This is a genomic window from Selenomonas sputigena (genome assembly GCF_026015965.1).
Taxonomy (GTDB): domain Bacteria; phylum Bacillota; class Negativicutes; order Selenomonadales; family Selenomonadaceae; genus Selenomonas.
Genome location: NZ_CP110383.1, coordinates 1,374,941 through 1,390,909 on the forward strand (window position 1 = coordinate 1,374,941; position 15,969 = coordinate 1,390,909).

20 protein-coding genes, 2 tRNA genes and 1 pseudogene are annotated in these 15,969 nt (G+C 55.1%); 1 reads left to right on the top strand and 22 read right to left on the bottom strand.

Translation table 11 applies throughout. The features are described 5' to 3' along the window. Window positions 1–135 precede the first annotated feature (135 nt). From rplK to rplU, 19 genes are all read right to left on the bottom strand, one after another. Window positions 136–561, bottom strand: a complete 426-nt coding sequence (gene rplK / locus OL236_RS06715; RefSeq protein WP_006192855.1) for a 50S ribosomal protein L11 — start codon at window positions 559–561, stop codon at window positions 136–138. 64 nt (window positions 562–625) lie between these two features. Then, on the bottom strand, window positions 626–1,162 hold the full coding sequence (gene nusG, locus OL236_RS06720; protein WP_009646860.1) for a transcription termination/antitermination protein NusG: 537 nt from the start codon (window positions 1,160–1,162) through the stop codon (window positions 626–628). A gap of 15 nt (window positions 1,163–1,177) precedes the next feature. Beyond that, the gene (gene secE, locus OL236_RS06725) at window positions 1,178–1,402 is read right to left on the bottom strand and encodes a preprotein translocase subunit SecE (protein ID WP_232208275.1); all 225 of its coding nucleotides are present in this window, start codon (window positions 1,400–1,402) and stop codon (window positions 1,178–1,180) included. Window positions 1,403–1,443: 41 nt separating this feature from the next. Further along, complete coding sequence (gene rpmG, locus OL236_RS06730) at window positions 1,444–1,593, bottom strand: 50S ribosomal protein L33 (RefSeq protein ID WP_006192858.1); 150 nt, start codon at window positions 1,591–1,593, stop codon at window positions 1,444–1,446. A 134-nt stretch (window positions 1,594–1,727) separates the two neighbouring features. Next, window positions 1,728–1,804, bottom strand: a tRNA-Met gene (locus OL236_RS06735). A 9-nt stretch (window positions 1,805–1,813) separates the two neighbouring features. Further along, window positions 1,814–1,889: transfer RNA gene (locus OL236_RS06740), tRNA-Thr, on the bottom strand. Between the two features lie 128 nt (window positions 1,890–2,017). Continuing rightward, complete coding sequence (locus tag OL236_RS06745) at window positions 2,018–2,986, bottom strand: chemotaxis protein (protein WP_037370553.1); 969 nt, start codon at window positions 2,984–2,986, stop codon at window positions 2,018–2,020. A gap of 81 nt (window positions 2,987–3,067) precedes the next feature. Further along, window positions 3,068–3,985, bottom strand: coding sequence for a S1 RNA-binding domain-containing protein (locus OL236_RS06750; protein WP_265070042.1), 918 nt, complete (start codon window positions 3,983–3,985; stop codon window positions 3,068–3,070). Then, on the bottom strand, window positions 3,986–4,318 hold the full coding sequence (rsfS, locus tag OL236_RS06755) for a ribosome silencing factor (RefSeq protein ID WP_006193080.1): 333 nt from the start codon (window positions 4,316–4,318) through the stop codon (window positions 3,986–3,988). A 43-nt stretch (window positions 4,319–4,361) separates the two neighbouring features. After that, window positions 4,362–5,393 (bottom strand): LCP family protein, encoded by a 1,032-nt coding sequence (locus OL236_RS06760; RefSeq protein WP_265070043.1) that lies wholly within the window; start codon window positions 5,391–5,393, stop codon window positions 4,362–4,364. Next, window positions 5,390–5,980 (bottom strand): bis(5'-nucleosyl)-tetraphosphatase (symmetrical) YqeK, encoded by a 591-nt coding sequence (yqeK, locus tag OL236_RS06765; RefSeq protein WP_265070044.1) that lies wholly within the window; start codon window positions 5,978–5,980, stop codon window positions 5,390–5,392. Before yqeK ends, OL236_RS06760 begins: the two co-directional genes overlap by 4 nt. Then, window positions 5,977–6,591, bottom strand: a complete 615-nt coding sequence (nadD, locus tag OL236_RS06770; protein ID WP_265070045.1) for a nicotinate-nucleotide adenylyltransferase — start codon at window positions 6,589–6,591, stop codon at window positions 5,977–5,979. The genes yqeK and nadD overlap by 4 nt, the downstream gene beginning before the upstream one ends. A 69-nt stretch (window positions 6,592–6,660) precedes the next feature. Further along, window positions 6,661–6,813 carry a hypothetical protein gene (locus OL236_RS06775; protein ID WP_265070046.1) on the bottom strand — a complete coding sequence of 51 codons (153 nt, stop codon included), beginning with the start codon at window positions 6,811–6,813 and terminating at the stop codon, window positions 6,661–6,663. Continuing rightward, window positions 6,810–8,069: a glutamate-5-semialdehyde dehydrogenase gene (locus OL236_RS06780; RefSeq protein WP_265070047.1), complete on the bottom strand. Its 1,260-nt coding sequence runs from the start codon at window positions 8,067–8,069 to the stop codon at window positions 6,810–6,812. The genes OL236_RS06775 and OL236_RS06780 overlap by 4 nt, the downstream gene beginning before the upstream one ends. A 44-nt stretch (window positions 8,070–8,113) precedes the next feature. Continuing rightward, a complete protein-coding gene (proB, locus tag OL236_RS06785) occupies window positions 8,114–9,241 on the bottom strand; it encodes a glutamate 5-kinase (RefSeq protein ID WP_265070048.1) in 1,128 nt (375 codons plus the stop codon). 76 nt (window positions 9,242–9,317) lie between these two features. Beyond that, window positions 9,318–10,607: a GTPase ObgE gene (gene obgE / locus OL236_RS06790; protein WP_265070049.1), complete on the bottom strand. Its 1,290-nt coding sequence runs from the start codon at window positions 10,605–10,607 to the stop codon at window positions 9,318–9,320. Window positions 10,608–10,815: 208 nt separating this feature from the next. Next, window positions 10,816–11,097, bottom strand: coding sequence for a 50S ribosomal protein L27 (rpmA, locus tag OL236_RS06795; RefSeq protein WP_006193088.1), 282 nt, complete (start codon window positions 11,095–11,097; stop codon window positions 10,816–10,818). A 5-nt stretch (window positions 11,098–11,102) separates the two neighbouring features. Then, a complete protein-coding gene (locus tag OL236_RS06800) occupies window positions 11,103–11,414 on the bottom strand; it encodes a ribosomal-processing cysteine protease Prp (RefSeq protein ID WP_265071800.1) in 312 nt (103 codons plus the stop codon). Next, entirely contained in the window at window positions 11,414–11,725 is a 312-nt protein-coding gene (gene rplU, locus OL236_RS06805) for a 50S ribosomal protein L21 (RefSeq protein ID WP_009646866.1), read from the bottom strand. Before rplU ends, OL236_RS06800 begins: the two co-directional genes overlap by 1 nt. Window positions 11,726–12,064: 339 nt before the next feature. Between rplU and OL236_RS06810 the strand changes: the two are divergent. Beyond that, a pseudogene (locus tag OL236_RS06810) lies at window positions 12,065–12,523 on the top strand (DDE-type integrase/transposase/recombinase); the annotation flags it as partial. On the opposite strand, the gene OL236_RS06815 reads toward OL236_RS06810, so the two are convergent. From OL236_RS06815 to drmB, 3 genes are all read right to left on the bottom strand, one after another. Beyond that, the gene (locus tag OL236_RS06815; protein WP_265070050.1) at window positions 12,487–12,831 is read right to left on the bottom strand and encodes a hypothetical protein; all 345 of its coding nucleotides are present in this window, start codon (window positions 12,829–12,831) and stop codon (window positions 12,487–12,489) included. The pseudogene OL236_RS06810 and the gene OL236_RS06815 sit on opposite strands and share 37 nt — an antisense overlap. 747 nt (window positions 12,832–13,578) lie before the next feature. Then, window positions 13,579–14,205, bottom strand: a complete 627-nt coding sequence (locus tag OL236_RS06820; RefSeq protein ID WP_265070051.1) for a phospholipase D-like domain-containing protein — start codon at window positions 14,203–14,205, stop codon at window positions 13,579–13,581. 14 nt (window positions 14,206–14,219) lie between these two features. After that, window positions 14,220–15,968, bottom strand: coding sequence for a DUF1998 domain-containing protein (gene drmB, locus OL236_RS06825; protein ID WP_265070052.1), 1,749 nt, complete (start codon window positions 15,966–15,968; stop codon window positions 14,220–14,222). Window position 15,969: the final 1 nt, after the last annotated feature.

Here is a 15,969-nt window from a genome sequence, read left to right on the forward strand (position 1 = left end):
TTTTACAACGAAACCCCAAGGGATCAAGCCGAAGGCGCAGACCGATTGGCTGGTTTCATGTAAGGACGGCGTACAACGTCCAGGAAGTGGACATTTGTGCGCGTAGTTTCCTGCCACGAGCATGAGCGTCTCGAATCAATCGACGATTTCGATGCCCATGCTGCGAGCCGTTCCCTCGATCATGCGCGTAGCAGCTTCGAGGTCTGCCGCATTGAGATCCTGCATCTTCGACTGCGCGATCTCCTGCGCTTTCGCGCGCGGCACCTTAGCGACTTTCGTCTTGTTCGGCTCACCGGAAGCTTTTTCAATGCCGGCAGCTTTCTTCAAAAGAATTGCGGCGGGCGGCGTCTTCGTGATGAACGTAAACGAACGATCCTCGAAGACCGTGATCTCGACCGGAATAACAAGACCAGCCTGTTTGGCCGTCCTCTCATTGAATTCCTTGACGAAAGCCATGATGTTGACGCCTGCTTGACCGAGTGCCGGGCCTACCGGAGGAGCCGGACTTGCCTTGCCGGCAACGACCTGCAGCTTGACGAGCTTTGCGACCTTCTTTGCCATACTTTTTAACACCTCCTTAAAAGGGGTTTATGCTGCTTCTCATATCGAGACACCGAGCGATTCCCTAGATTTTTTCAACCTCGTTGTACGACAGCTCAACCGTAGTCTCGCGTCCAAACATATCGACGAGAACTTTGACCATGCCCTTTTCTGGGAAGACTTCCGCTACCGTGGCAGCGAAATTCTCAAAAGCACCCGAATTGATATGTACGGCCTGCCCAACCTCGAGATCGATGTGGGTGACGGGCTTCTCTTCCTCCGTCCCCATAGATTTCAAGATATGCTTTACTTCTGCTTCCGACAGCGGAATCGGCTTCGTTCCCGAGCCGACGAATCCCGTGACACCCGGCGTGTTGCGCACAACGTACCAAGAGCGGTCATTGACGATCATCTCAACCAAGGCGTAACCGGGGAAAACCTTCTTCTTGACGAGCTTCTTCTTGCCGTCCTTGATTTCGGCCTCTTCCTCCATCGGGACGATGACGTTGAAAATATTGTCCTCCATCCCCATGGTATGGACGCGAGACTCAAGATTCGCCTTGACCTTGTTCTCATATCCGGAATAGGTATGGATCACATACCATTTCTTCTCAGACTCCATCGCGCCTCCAGCCTTCTATTGCAGAATAAGTTTAAACAGTCTTGCAAAAAACGTATCGCATACCCAAATCAGCGCACAGACGACAACGACCGCCACCCCCACGACACCGGTATACGTCACCAGCTCCCTGTGAGTCGGCCATGTCACCTTCTTCATCTCTGCCTTGACCTCGCCCAAGAAACGGAAGAGGTTGAAACCGCCCGAAGAAGACTGCGGCGCTGACGATCTTTCATCTGCCAAAGCATTCACACCCCGTATCATATTGCTGCAAGCCGCAGGGCTTACTTCGTTTCTTTATGCGGCGTATGCTTCTTGCAGAACTTGCAATACTTGTTGAATTCAAGCCGATCGGGATCATTCTTCTTGTTCTTGTTGGTCTGATAGTTGCGGTTCTTGCAAACCGTGCAGGCCAACGTAACGGCGTTGCGCATGTTTCAGCACTCCTTCCCTTCCATAAAATCACTAACATACTTTATCACACTTAATACCGAGTGTCAACAATATGCAAGGAAAAATCCCCGAACTTCCCACCAACATAACAAAAACCCCTCGCGGGGCTTGAAAATGGTGGCGGCACAGAGATTCGAACTCCGGACACTGCGGGTATGAACCGCATGCTCTAGCCAACTGAGCTATGCCGCCCTATTATGATGGAGCTGATGACCGGGATTGAACCGGTGACCTTATCCTTACCAAGGATACGCTCTGCCGACTGAGCTACATCAGCAAATCGACAACAATAGGATTATACACGATACACCTCGGATTTGCAAGGGATTTGCGAAAATTTTCTTTTCCCTGACGCGAAAAACCGCAGCGCCATGAAGGCGCTGCGGCAAAAAGAGGAATTGTTCCTTAAAAATCGTCGTCCATGCCCGTCGTGTCGATGCCGAAGATCAACTTGTCGATCGTATGGATGAGCTGATTGATCTCAGGCTTCGAAATCTGGGCGCTTGCGCCAAGGTCATCGCCCTTGCGGCGCATTTCCTCGGAAATTAACGACGAGAATAGGATGAGCGGAATCTGACGCAGACGGTCGTCCTCGCGCACGAGCTTCAGCAGGCGATGTCCGTCCATCTTCGGCATCTCGACGTCGGAGATGATGATGCGCACCTTCTCGGAAATCTGCTCAGACTCCGTCTTCTCTGCGACCTCTCTAAGGAAGTTCCACGCATCTTCGCCGTTGCCAAAGTCGCGCACGAACGTATATCCGGCGCCATGCAGCGTATTGACAAGAAGGTCGCGCAGGAGCATCGAGTCCTCCGCCACGACGATGTGCTGCGAGGCACGCCTCTGCTTGATATCTTCCGTCGTATCATCAACCGTCGTGAGTTTCTGGTTGATTTCGGGATTGATCTCCGCCATGATCGTCTCGAAGTCGAGCAGGAGGACGATCTTGCCTTCCATCTTCACGAGACCGACGACGCGCGACTGGTCGCCAACTTCCGGCGCCGGTTCCATGTTCTTCCACGAGATGCGGTGGATGCGCGAAACATTGTCGACGAGGAAGCCCATGTCGTAGCCGTTGATCTCCGTCACGATGATGTTCTGCGAGCGTCCCGCCGCCTGTCCGCTCATGACGCCGAGGCAACGCGGCAGATCGACGAGCGGCACAGCCCTGCCGCGCAGGGTGAAAAGCCCGTTGATGTACGGATGCGCCTGCGGCATCGTCGTCACGGGAAAGTCCGAAGCCTTGATGACCTCGCGCACCTTCGCGACGTTGATGCCGTAATCGACAGCGCCGATGTTGAACTCGATGATTTCAAACTCATTTGTGCCGGTTTCCAGCAAAATGCCCTTCTTCTCGTCTTTTCCTTCTGCCATGAAAAATCCGCCCCCTATTTCATACTTCATAAGACACAATTCGTTAAAAAGGTCTGAAATCCTTCTTTTATTTGCAGGGAATCACGGATTATTTTCGCGCTTCCCCTCGCCCTCCTCAAGCGAAGCTCCGTCTTTAAGAAGCGTCCAGCCGTCCTTCTCCTCGATGTTTCCCGCCTTAAGCAGATGTCCGAGAGCGCGCTTGAATGCCGCCTTGCTGATCTGGAATTTCGCCTTGATGATCTCAGGCGTCGTCTTGTCGCTGTAAGGCATCCTGCCCCTGTGCTCCTCAAGGTAGGCGAGGATGCGCTCAGCATCCGTGACGAGCGCCTTCTCCTTCGGCTCACGCAGGGAGCCGTTGAGTCTGCCGTCCGTGCGCACATAGGTGATGCGCACGGTGACCTCCTCGCCCACGCGCGGCCGCTCGCGCATGTCCTTGTGGGGAACGAACACGATGTAACGTTCGTTCGTGAAAATGAACGCGCCGCTCTCCGTGATGTTGTAGATCGAGCCGGATAGATGGGCGCCAACGCGCACATCTGTCGCGGGCTTCGAAGCGCGCCGCAATTCGTCCTCGACCTCCATCGTCACGGCAAGCCTTCCCGATTTGTCCGTGTAGAGCTTCGCCCAGACGACTTCGCCGATCTGCGGCCTGCCGCGCATTCCCGCATAAGGCAGGAAGATGCCGCGCTCAGCGCCGACATCGAGAAAAGCGCCGTCGCGGCTCACATTGATGACCGTGAGCCGTGCGACCTGCCCTTCCTTCATGCGCGGCGTCCTCATGCTCGCCGTCAGGCGGTGCTTGGGATCGAGGTAGAGGAACACTTCGACCTCTTCTCCGACGGAGAGTTCGCGCGTCTGCTGTGTCTTGTGCAACAGGATGTCGTCCGATGTACTGCCCGTCTCAGCGTCAAGGAACGCGCCGAAGTCGCCGAGACGCGCGACGCGAAGCTTGGCGACCGTACTCGGTCCGTACTTCCTGCGCTTTTCTTCCGCCATCATCTAGTCCTCATAATGCTCTGCCGGCGCATCGCTCCATAGCCTTTCCAAAGCGTAGAACGCGCGGCTTTCCGTCATGAAAACATGCGCGACACAATCGCCGTAGTCGAGGAGAACCCACTCGCCCTCGCGATAGCCTTCCTTGTGCAGATACGGCTTCTCGTGCTTCTCCAGCATCTCGTCTTCGATATTGTCGGCGATGGCGCGCACCTGCGTCGCCGTATTCGCCGAGCAGACGATGAAATAGTCCGCCGCTGTCGTGAGCTCCGCCATGCGCATGATGACGATGTCCTGCGCCTTCTTGTCGCTCGCAGCTCTGGCGATCGCCCGACTCATTTCTTCCGGTGTGTTGCTCAAAATCCATGCCTCCTACTGCTCTTCACTTATTATCGTCATTTTCTCCCTCATGCTTTACCAATTCTGGGAATAATTCTTCAATCTTTTGCCCGATCGCCGCGCGGTCCGGCAGCCAATAGCCGTCGCGCTGCACGGTGGGCAGAAGCAGCGTCGTCGGCGGCTCATCGCCGAGGTTCTTCAAGACCTTCGCAAGACGCGCCGAATCGAAAATCTCCGCACTCGTCGTCATGCGGTACTTAAAGATGTCCGCCACATCAGGCAACTTCGGGATCGTGTCGACCTGCAGGAACTTCTCGTAGAGCGCCTTAGCGAAGCGCTGCTGGCGGTGCAGCCTGCCGACCTCGCCGAGTTCCGAGCTACGGTAGCGCAGATATTTCTGTGCCGTGTCACCGTCTAAGTGTTGAAATCCCTTGGGGATATGGATGGAAAGCCCCGCCTCGGGGTCGTCGTAGTTCATCTCGTCCTCGACGTAGAGGTCGACGCCGCCCAGGACGTCGACGAGATCAGCGAGAGCGTGCGTATCGAGCGTCACATACTGATGGATGGAGACGCCGAGAAGATCCGACAGCGCCTGCACCATCGTCGGAGCGCCACCGTGCGCGTAGAGATCGGTTGCACGTATCTCGCCGCCCTTCTGCGGCAGCTGTACGATCATATTGGGCGGCACCGTGATGGCACGCAGACGACCCGTCGCATTTTCCATGCTGAGGAGCAGGATCGTGTCGGCGTGCTGCCCTTCCGTACCGTTCTCGTCCGCACCATCGTCAATGCCGAGCACGAGGACGTTCGTGTAGCCGTCAAACTTCGCATCGATGTGACGGTCGCGCTCCTGTCGCCGCTCCTCGTAGCCCTGGTAGACGGCGTCGATCTCCTGATAAATGCTGTGTCCGATGCCGTAGAGAAAGTAGCCTGCGACAGCGAGCACGGCGATGAATATGGTAAGGAAGAACATCAGCACGAGGAAGCGTGCGCGAGCGATGCGGCGGCGACGCGCCTGCTCCTTGCGCTTCAAGCGGATGTTTTCCTGCGTGCGGCTCCTCTTTTTCTGCGTCATGACGCATGACCTTCTTTTGCACGGGCGCGAAGGAGAATTTCGTTGCGTGCCGCCACCGTCGCCGGATGGATGAGCCTTCCGGACTGCAGAACGAATGCGATGGACTGGGAAAGCCCTTCGAGCACCATCGCATCGAGACTCGCCGTGCGCGACAGCGCACGCAGCTTCTCGACCTCAGGATAGTCGCGCTGCGGCTCGATCATGTCAGCGAAGTAGATAATCTTATCGAGCTTCGTCATGCGCTCGCCGCCGACCGTATGGCGCCAGATCGCCTGCTGAATCTCCGCGTCCGTCACGCCGTACAGTTCCTCCGCACGCCTTGCGCCCACATAGGCATGAAGAAGGAGCGGCATCGCGCGCTCGACTTCGCCGTAGGCAATCGAGCGCCGCGCCGCCTCAGCGGGAAGATCCGCCGTCCGATATTCGCGCGCGCAGTCATGCAGAAGCCCCGCAATACGCGCCTTTTCCACGTCCACGCCGAAGCGCCCGGCGAGCATGGCGGCGGTGTCCGCGACGCCGAGGGAGTGCTCGTAGCGCTTCTTTTGCAGCCGCTGAGCAAGTTCTTCTTTCATCGCCTCGTAATTCATGAATACAGACCTTCTTTATAGATGTAGGCTTCGACCTTTTCGGGCACGAGATAGCGAATCGAGCGCCCCTCCTGCAGGCGGCGCCGGATGTCCGTAGAGGAGATTTCCAGCTCCGGAGCCTGCACGAGTCGTATGCGCGAGAGCGCTTCCTCGCCGAGATGCGTGCGCACCTCGTCCAGGGAGAGCGACGCCCCCTTGCGCCTCGCCGCCACGAAGCGGCAAAGGGAAAAAAGCTCGGCGACGCGATGCCATGTGAGGATGGCGCTGATCTCATCGCCGCCGACAATGAAATAGAAGTCCACGCTCTCGCCATGCGTTTCGACGAGATCACGCAGCGTATCGTAGGAATACGACGGACCCTCGCGCCGCATCTCCACGTCGAGCGCACGGAAGAAGGGATTGCCTTCCACGGCAAGCTGCACGAGACGCAGGCGGTGCGCAGCCGCCGCCACCTTCCGTCCGGGCTTGTGCGGCGGCTGCGCCGCGGGAATGAAGATCACCTCGGAGAGCGCCAGTTCCTCCCGCGCCGCCTCCGCGATAACAAGATGCCCGAGATGGATGGGATCGAACGTGCCGCCCATGATGCCGACGCGCCTCTTCTCCTGTACCACGACCTCACCCCGCTTCCTATGCGACAAATGAATGCGACGAACAGATTCAGCGAGAGTTCCCTTCGTGAATCAGCCGAAGAGAAAGAACGCCACGGCCAGCGCCGCCGCCATGCTCAGGAAGATGACGAGGACGGCACGCACGGCATCGTAGAAATCGTACGCGCCCTTTTCCGTCGCCAGATACTGCCTGACGGCACGCGCATAGCCGAGGAGGCGCCTCATTCGCGCACCTGTCCTTCGCCGTAGATCAGATACTTCATCGAGGTCAGCTCCAGAAGTCCCATGGGGCCGCGCGCGTGCAGCTTCTGCGTGCTGATGCCGATCTCCGCGCCAAAGCCGAACTCGCCGCCGTCCGTGAAGCGCGTCGAGGCGTTGACGTAGACCGCCGCCGCGTCAACTTCCGCCTGAAAGCGATGCGCATGTTTGACGTCGTTCGTGACGATCGTCTCCGAATGACCCGTATTGTAGCGGTTGATGTGCGCGATGGCTTCTTCTAGATCACGCACGACCTTGACGGAGAGGATGAGATCGCCGTACTCCGTCGACCAATCCTCCTCCTGTGCCTCCTTGAGCGAGGTGCAGATGGCACGCGCCTTTTCACAGCCGCGCAGCTCGACGCCCGCCGCTTCCATCGCCCGCACGAGGCGCGGCAGGAAGTCTTCGGCGATGCTTTCGTGCACGAGCAGCGTCTCCATCGCGTTGCAGACCGACGGGCGCGAAACCTTCGCATTCAGAGCGATTTTCTCCGCCATGGCAAGGTCGGCGCTCTCGTCGACGAAGGTGTGGCAGACGCCGCTGCCCGTCTCCAGGACAGGCACCGTGCTTCCCTGCACGACGGCACGGATGAGACCCGCCCCGCCGCGCGGAATCACGACATCCAAGAGGCCGTCGAGGTGCAGCATCGCCTCTACGCCCTGTCGGTCGGCCGAGTCGATGAAGCCGATCGCGCCTGCAGGAACTCCCGCCTCCTGCGCCGCCTGCGCGAGAAGCGACGCGATCGCCGTATTCGAGCGGATCGCCTCCTTGCCGCCGCGCAGCAGCACGGCGTTGCCCGACTTCAGGCAAAGCCCAGCCGCATCTGATGTCACATTGGGACGCGCCTCGTAGATGATGCCGACGACGCCGAGCGGCACGCGCACGCGACGGATTTCGAGCCCATTGGGGCGCACCGTCGAGAAGTCGCCGCGCCCGATGGGATCGGCAAGAGCAGCCGTCTCGCGCAGACCCTGCGCCATCGCGTGAATGCGGCTCTCATCAAGCATAAGGCGGTCGAGGTAGGAGCGCTTGATCGCCTTCTTCATGCGCGCCTCTTCGAGATCTTCGGCGTTCGCATCCAAGATGAGACGCATCCGCTTTTCGAGCATATCCGCCATGGCATGAAGCGCCCTGTTCTTGTCCTCAGGCTTCATGACTGCCAGAAGTCTCGACGCCACCTTCGCCGCCTGTGCCTTTTCCTTGACCAACGCCTCAATGTCCATGATGAACCCCTCCCCATACTGCAGCCCCGCCGCTATGCGGGCCTTCAGACCATCAGAACCATATTGTCGCGGTGGATGACCTCCTCGTGAATCTCGCCCTCGATGAGTCCTGCGAAATCGCGGCTCTTGCGCCCTGCAATCTTCTCGATCTGCTGCGCACTGTAATTGACGATGCCGCGCGCAATCTCCTGCTGACGCGCGGACAGCACGCGCACCGTCGTACCCGCCGCAAAATCGCCCTCGACGGCGCGGATGCCTGCTGCCAAAAGGCTTGAGCCATGCGTGCGCATCGCCTCCTCGCAGCCCTCGTCGACGATGACGTCGCCCGCGATGCGCTTGCCGAAGGCGAGCCAACTCTTTCTGACCCGAAGATGCGACTCCTTCGCAGGGAACACCGTGCCCACAATCTCGCCCGCAAGGACAGCGGAAATCACATCATCCTTTGCGCTCGGCGCGATGACAAATGTCGCGCCCGCATTCACAGCAATCTTCGCCGCCTCGATCTTCGTCGCCATGCCGCCCGTGCCGAAGGAAGAACCGGCACCGCCCGCCATGCGCTCGATCTCGGGCGTAATCTCCGCGACTTCAGGAATCAATCGTGCGGTCTTGTCTTCCTGCGGATTTGCCGTGTAAAGCCCGTCAATATCCGAAAGGATGAGCAAGGCGTCGGCATCGATGAGCGTCGCGACCGTCGCCGACAGCGTGTCATTGTCGCCGATCTTGATCTCATCGACGGCGACGACATCGTTCTCGTTGATGACGGGCACGGCGCCCATGGCAAGAAGCTCCAGGAGCGCGTTGCGCGAATTGGCATACTGATGGTGACGCGCGGCATTCTCCTTCGTCAGGAGCACCTGCGCCGCCGTCTGTCCGTAGTCGGCAAAAAACTTTTTATAAAGCGTCATGAGGCTCGACTGCCCGATGGCCGCCAAGGCCTGGCGTGCGGGAATCTCCGCCGGCTTCTTCTGCAGGCCGATGCTGTCCATGCCGATGGCGATGGCGCCCGAGCTCACGAGAACCATCTCGCGCCCCGCGTTCTTGAGGTCGGCAATCTCGCGCACGAGGCGATCCATGCGCCGAAAGTCAGGCTTTCCCGAAGTGCGCACGAGCGTGCTCGTGCCGACCTTGACGACGATGCGATTCGCCTCGCGCAGACGTTCGCGTGCATTCATACACCATGCCTCCCTCGAAGAACCGCTGATACGTTCAGCCGCCTGTCTTCACACATTTGCGCTTCCCTTTTTACCGCTACTCGCGGTACTCGAACTCCATATCGCCGATATGAACCGTCATGCCTTCCTTGATGCCGCGCTCCTTCAAGAGCGCATCGATCTTCTTCATGCGCCAGATATACTGGAAGCGGCGCACGGCCTCATCGTTGCCGAAGTTCGTCATGGCGACGAGTTTTTCCAACGCCTTGTTCGAGACGATGAAATCGGCGCGGTCGTTGCGCGTGATCGTCACGGCGTCCTCCTCTGCCGTTTCAAAGGACGCATCGTAGACGCGCACCTCTTCCGCCTTCTCCTGCGGCTCTTCCTTCAAGGTTTCAAGCGTCTCGCCCACATAGTCGACGAGCTCCTTCAAACCCTGCCGCGCAGCCGCCGAAACGGCAAAAATACGGATGCCCTCCTTCTCAGCCAGGGCTTCGAGACGCGGCAGATTCTCAGCCGCTTCGGGCAAGTCCATCTTGTTGGCGACGAGGATCTGCGTGCGCGCAGCGATCTTCTCGCTGTACTTCTTAAGCTCCGCATTGATGCGGTAGTAATCCTCGACAGGATCGCGCCCCTCGATGCCGGAAGCATCGACAAGATGCAGAATGAGACGCGTGCGCTCGACATGACGCAGGAAGTCGTGCCCGAGACCCGCACCGTCCGCCGCGCCCTCGATGAGTCCCGGGATGTCCGCCATGACGAAATTCTTCTCGTAGTCCGTCTGCACGACGCCGAGCACGGGCACGAGCGTCGTGAAATGGTAAGCGGCAACCTCAGGACGCGCCGCCGAAACCGCCGTGATGAGGCTCGACTTGCCGACGCTCGGATAGCCGACGAGTCCGACATCGGCGAGCAGCTTGAGCTCCAACAGAAGCTCCTTGCTCTCACCCGGTTCGCCAAGCTCCGCAAACGTCGGCGCACGATTCGCCGAATTGGAGAAGCGTGCGTTGCCGCGCCCGCCGCGCCCCGCCTTCGCAATGACAGCCTGCTGCCCTACCTCCGTGAGATCGGCGAGCACCGCGCCCGTCTCCGCATCCTTGACGAGCGTTCCCGGCGGCACCTTGATGAAGCACGGTTCGGCGTTCGCGCCCGTCATATTCTTGATGTCCCCGTTGCCGCCATCCTTGCCCTTGAACTTCCGATGATAGCGGAAATCGAGCAAGGTGTTCATATTGCGGTCGACGACGAAGACGATGTCCGCACCGCGGCCGCCGTCACCGCCCGAAGGCCCGCCCTTGGGGATGAACTTCTCGCGGCGGAACGCCGACTTTCCCTTGCCGCCGTCCCCCGCTTTCACGCTGATCTTCGCACGATCGATAAACTGCATCGCTGCCTCCTTTCAAGAACGCCCTCGGCGTCGTCCCTGCGCCCTTGATGCACATGCCTCAGCGCCGCAAAACCTGCGGCGCTGGAGCATGAGCGCCAAGCGCCCCGAGCCTCAGATAGAAAAAGATACCTGCGTCGCAAAAGGCGCAGGTACTCTTTCTTGCAACATATTTAAGGAAGCGCCAATAAACTCAGCACCTCCTTAAGCCTTAAGCCGTCGGATAAACGCTGACCTGGCGGTTGTAGCGACCCTTGCGCTCAAAAGCGACCTTGCCCGCCACCTTGGCAAAAAGCGTATCGTCCTTGCCGATGCCCACGTTGTGACCCGGATGGAAATGCGTGCCGCGCTGACGCACGAGAATGCTGCCCGCCGTCACAACCGTGCCCGCGTGCTCCTTTACGCCGAGGCGCTTGGACTCGCTGTCACGGCCGTTGCGCGTGCTGCTCACGCCCTTCTTATGCGCGAAAAGCTGCAAATCAAACTTAAACATGGATCTCACCTCTCTTTGTATGAAATCTTTACGGCGTCGGGCTCGATCTTTCCGATCTCCTCCAACCCCAGCCGCATTGTTTCCAACACAGCTTCGGTGAAATCGTCGGGCGCTTCCTTGAGCTTCAGGAAAAAGTCTCCGCTCGCGACACGATAGCTTACCTCGCGATGCAGATGCTTTCCTATGCCGAGAAGAGCTGTCTGCACGATGGAGGAAACCCCCGCACAGACGATGTCGGCGCCATATTCGCCGTTGTGCCCCTTGACCCGGCAGCCCGATATTTTCCCGTCTTGACGCTCGATCTCGATCTCGATCATCAAGCTTCAATCTTCTCGATAACGACCTTCGTGAAAGGCTGACGATGACCCTGACGACGACGGTAGTTCGACTTCGCCTTGTACTTGAAGACGAGAATCTTCTTGTCCTTGCCCTGCGCCTGAACCTTACCCGTCACCTTCGCACCCTCGACGAGCGGACGGCCGACCTTGACGGTATCGCCGTCAACAACCGTCAGAACCTCATCGAACGTCACGCCCTCGCCCTCTTCGGCGCTGAGCTTCTCGATGCGGATGACATCGCCCTCGGCAACGCGGTACTGCTTGCCTCCGGTCTTGATAATAGCGTACATGAAAACACCTCCCTGCGTGTTACTCGCCGACTACGGTACGGCAAAGCCGTTTCAAAACCTCGCCGAGCGGTTGAAAAATGCTGCGTGAAAGACGCACACATTTACCGTAAGATAATATCATAGGAGACGGGAAAAGTCAAACGGCAATGATGAACGAGTATGTGACAGGATGTTCTCGGTGAGGAATTTTCACCCTTGAAGTGTCTGCCTTCGTGGCAGGGTCAGTTTTTGTCTTCAAGCAAAGCATTTGGACAATTGTCCAAATGCTTTGCTCATCGGTGCGCTTATTGTAATTGTTGTGGTAAACTAAAGTTGTACTAGGAATGTCTAATAGGAAACACCGAATTATTTCTTCATGGAGGCGATGTTCGATATAACTGTACGACTATTGACCTACATGACCGCAGCGTTGTCACAAGCCTGACAGATCGGCGTATGACGCGTGCCTTGGCAATCCGAACGCTTGGCAAAGCACTCAGCAGTCAACGAAAGAGAATCAAAGGTCTGACTCTTCATAGCGATCAAGGCAGCCCGTACACATCGAAGGCGTTCACCGACTTTTGCGAGGAACATGACCTGACGTAAAGCATGAGCAAAGCTGGATGCCCGTATGATAATGCCCCTATGGAGCGCTATTTCAATATGCTGAAAAACGAAGAAATTTATCTTCATGAGTATCGAGATGAGGAATCTCTCTATCGCGCAGTGGAGCATTTTGCTTATACCACATACAACCATGTACGACCGCATTCTTATAACGGCTATCGTACGCCATTCGAAGCGAGGTATTCGACATAAGTTGATTGGACACTCGTGTTACAAAAACGCTTGACCACAACAAGTTCTTTCGCATGGTTTCCTTCTTTTAAGTGTGCCTGCGTTTCTTCGATGGTCATGCCATCGACTCCCGCGGCTCCCTTGTTCTTCTTCACTCTCTTGAAAGCTCTGTTTAGGTTCTCCCTGCTCAGTATCTTCTCCAAGAGTTCTGGCTGTACACGGTTCCTTTCCTCCCATATCCGACGGAACGACCTTGACGCTCCCACATATTCTTCGTGTTCCGCACTATCCTTTTGCGGGAAGCCCTTTTCTTTCAGGTTTTCTGCCATTTCCAGTCGCTCCTCCTTTCCCGGTTGTACTTGGATACTCCTACTGATTCGGCCCTTCACCTCCCGGCTACTATGGCCTCTGCTGACTTCTGCATATTCAGCATAGCCTTTCGGCTGTGGTTGCCCTTTTCAGAGCGTTCTATGCAGACCTCCCCGGGTACCACACGTTTCTTTCCTTCCATCTACCTGCCGCATCTACCACCATTGGTTCCGTGTAGCTATGGGACTTCGACCTGTAGTGTGGCCTTATCCCCAACGATAGCCTCCTATGCGGTTCCTGTTCGTCAGGCCAGAGGTTTGCCGCCGACTTCCTTCAGATTTCGCCTCACAACGAACACCCTTGTCTTTGGCTATGTCTTTCCCGCTACCGGGCAGACTCCGGTCTTTCACCGGTTAGAAACGTGCGCCGCCGGGCGCACCATGAAAAAAGAATACCCTTATGCAAGAGTATTCTTTATCGAAATCTGAGATGACCGAACTGTATCAAATCAAGAAAAACTACGAGAAATATATAGAGAAAGAGATGGAGAGTTAGATAATGAAATGTATTTAAATACTATATTCGATATAGGATGTTTCCAATAAACAAAGGCTTTCAGCAGTATAATTTCTCGCCGAAAGCCCTTTTTTTGCTCATTTTCAGTTTTCTAGTGACTTTGTCCGTGAAACTTTGTTTCCTTGTGAACCCTCAAAATAAATCCCGTCGAGTGACAATAAAAATGTGTGAAAAATAATCAAAAAGTTTTCTTATACCTCACTGAATACTTTTGAAAAAATCATCTTGGTAAAAACATCGTCTATCTGCTTTGCAATTTGCTTTGATTCTATAAGTGTCCCAAGCTCAATGTTGCCCTGCTGTCCGTGATAGGATAAGTTCGCAGATGTTATTAAGGTCTGCTGCTGGTCAACGGAAATAACCTTTGCATGAAGCGCAGCCATCTTATCATCTTCCTGATGGTAGTTATATATTTTCAGGAATCGTCCTTTGTACCGAAGTATCTTTTCGAATCCGAGCTGCTTATCAATATCGTTTACAAAGAATTTCACAAATACCCCTCGCTGGCTTTTAAGAACGATTGTATCGACCAGTTCCGAGAAATATGAGGATAAGGAGTACCCCGTGATCAGGATGTTTCTTTCTGCTCCATTTATCATCGACTGAACCACATTCATTGTGGTTCTCGCATTGATAGAAAAAGACGGCGGTGCCGTGACCACGAGCGATACCTTATCTGCCTCAGACATATTCATAGCATCGATAATCGTTCCTATGACATCATCGCAATGCGCATCGGATAATTCCGAGCAACTTTGCTTCAGCATTGATACGGCATTAGTCGTTCCATTTGCCACATCGCTTTTGACCGTATTCAAGAATATCTCTTTGTTTAGATTTCCACTTGACATAAGTCACCTACTAATTCCTTAAAGTATGAGCATTCCTCACGTCCCGGAATAGGAACAACAAGACCTCTATCAAGCATCCTGTTTCCATTCTCGCACGCCGTTTCAGATATCATGCAGCATGAATGGCAGGCAGCGCCGTTTGAGTTTTTGCCAGCCGGCAAATTACTCATGCATTCCGGGTCATTCGTGCAAACAAGAGCCTCTTGAAAAGCATTCCGCATAAGATTAGTCATCTGATCGATAGTGCCGAGTTCAACCAAGCCGCCGAGTGAACCCTCCTTGTCAGAACTTCCTGTGTAGAGCAGAATGCCGGCCATTTTATCACCAAAGTAGATTCTTTCTCTAATGGCTGAAGAAGAATATCCCGATGACATAGACATCTGCTTAATCATTAAGTGAGCAAATGTGTGCATCAGAACATAAACGGCATTTTTCACAACCGCGATTGTCCAACCTTTTGACTCGCAAAACTCTCTGTAGGAATCGGAGTATTTTTCCGACAAGCCATTCACTGCAGGTGAGTTGAACCATGCCGCAAGCATATCTTTATTAAATTCTATGAAGATACCCTCGCCATTTACTTCCGCCGCAGGCAGCCAGCGTTCCTGCTTGCCTTTGCTTAATGCTACGACATTCGGCTGCTCATCCGCATCCGGATCAGGCGCATCTACTCTTGTGAATCCAAGAAGGACTCGAACCTCTCTAAGTCTGGTCACTCGGATGATACGGCTAAAGTACTTCTGCAAATATCTAGGCAGAGCATCCTCTTCAGCTTTGAAATGCTTCTTGTTTGATTCATATGCAGGGTCATTGTGGTGTGTGATGGCATTGTATTCCATCTGCTTAATTTCAGTGAACTCTTTGATATTGCTCATTCGACGCTCAAGAGCATCATTAAACTCATCCCTTGAGTAAGCGGAGAAATACATCTCGTATATTTTGGTTATTCCCTCATCGCCCATAAGCTGCTTTGCAAGCTCTATATCACGCAGATGCTCATCAATCAGGTTATACAACGGATTAATCCACGGTGGGATAGAGATTGCACTCCTGCTCACAGCAAAGTAAACATTAGATGCACCCCGCTGTGATGGGATGAGCGGCTTGTTGCATTTATGGTTTTTCACATTCGGTCTGAACGGATGGTGACCAGGGCAGGCAACACCGTCGAAATTATCTCGTTGTGTTGCGCCACTCATGCTCCGTTTAGCACTGCAGGAGCATTCTACCCACATATCCGCAAGAGTGGAAGTATTACCCGTCGAATACATCTTTAAGGTACCATTGCAATCAGACTCCCCTCTGTGTACCCACCACTTCCAAGGGAAGTCTGCCATGTGACCATCCTCGCAGATTGTGATAAAACGGGACGGATAGGCTGCACGATGGCACTCAGGGCAAGTGACGCCATACTTGAGATACTTATCCAAGTCAAAATATTTTCTGGCATCAAACAACTTGCCACATTTTAAATTAGAGCATACGTGCCAGTATGGGAAGGTCACAACAGGAACATCACCTGAAAAACTTGTCCGAGGCATATAGAAGCAATCGACGCCTAAGTATGATGCAAGCCTGCCATCGATTATTTTTTGTCCCTTCTGTTTCCAGTAGGAGATGTCAAGAATCGTAACCGAGTCCTTTACCGCATCGACTACCGAGCCGGGGCCAAAGGTGGTTATGATTTGGTTTGGACGTAACTCTCCAAGTTTATTATTATCAAAAGCCATG

Coding starts and splice junctions, on each gene's coding strand:
- rplK (WP_006192855.1), bottom strand. CDS start 561: ATGGCAAAGAAGGTCGCAAAGCTCGTCAAGCTGCAGGTCGTTGCCGGC.
- nusG (WP_009646860.1), bottom strand. CDS start 1,162: ATGGAGTCTGAGAAGAAATGGTATGTGATCCATACCTATTCCGGATAT.
- rpmG (WP_006192858.1), bottom strand. CDS start 1,593: ATGCGCAACGCCGTTACGTTGGCCTGCACGGTTTGCAAGAACCGCAAC.
- OL236_RS06745 (WP_037370553.1), bottom strand. CDS start 2,986: ATGGCAGAAGGAAAAGACGAGAAGAAGGGCATTTTGCTGGAAACCGGC.
- OL236_RS06750 (WP_265070042.1), bottom strand. CDS start 3,985: ATGATGGCGGAAGAAAAGCGCAGGAAGTACGGACCGAGTACGGTCGCC.
- rsfS (WP_006193080.1), bottom strand. CDS start 4,318: ATGAGTCGGGCGATCGCCAGAGCTGCGAGCGACAAGAAGGCGCAGGAC.
- OL236_RS06760 (WP_265070043.1), bottom strand. CDS start 5,393: ATGACGCAGAAAAAGAGGAGCCGCACGCAGGAAAACATCCGCTTGAAG.
- yqeK (WP_265070044.1), bottom strand. CDS start 5,980: ATGAATTACGAGGCGATGAAAGAAGAACTTGCTCAGCGGCTGCAAAAG.
- OL236_RS06775 (WP_265070046.1), bottom strand. CDS start 6,813: ATGAGGCGCCTCCTCGGCTATGCGCGTGCCGTCAGGCAGTATCTGGCG.
- OL236_RS06780 (WP_265070047.1), bottom strand. CDS start 8,069: ATGGACATTGAGGCGTTGGTCAAGGAAAAGGCACAGGCGGCGAAGGTG.
- proB (WP_265070048.1), bottom strand. CDS start 9,241: ATGAATGCACGCGAACGTCTGCGCGAGGCGAATCGCATCGTCGTCAAG.
- obgE (WP_265070049.1), bottom strand. CDS start 10,607: ATGCAGTTTATCGATCGTGCGAAGATCAGCGTGAAAGCGGGGGACGGC.
- rpmA (WP_006193088.1), bottom strand. CDS start 11,097: ATGTTTAAGTTTGATTTGCAGCTTTTCGCGCATAAGAAGGGCGTGAGC.
- OL236_RS06800 (WP_265071800.1), bottom strand. CDS start 11,414: ATGATCGAGATCGAGATCGAGCGTCAAGACGGGAAAATATCGGGCTGC.
- rplU (WP_009646866.1), bottom strand. CDS start 11,725: ATGTACGCTATTATCAAGACCGGAGGCAAGCAGTACCGCGTTGCCGAG.
- OL236_RS06815 (WP_265070050.1), bottom strand. CDS start 12,831: ATGGCAGAAAACCTGAAAGAAAAGGGCTTCCCGCAAAAGGATAGTGCG.
- drmB (WP_265070052.1), bottom strand. CDS start 15,968: ATGGCTTTTGATAATAATAAACTTGGAGAGTTACGTCCAAACCAAATC.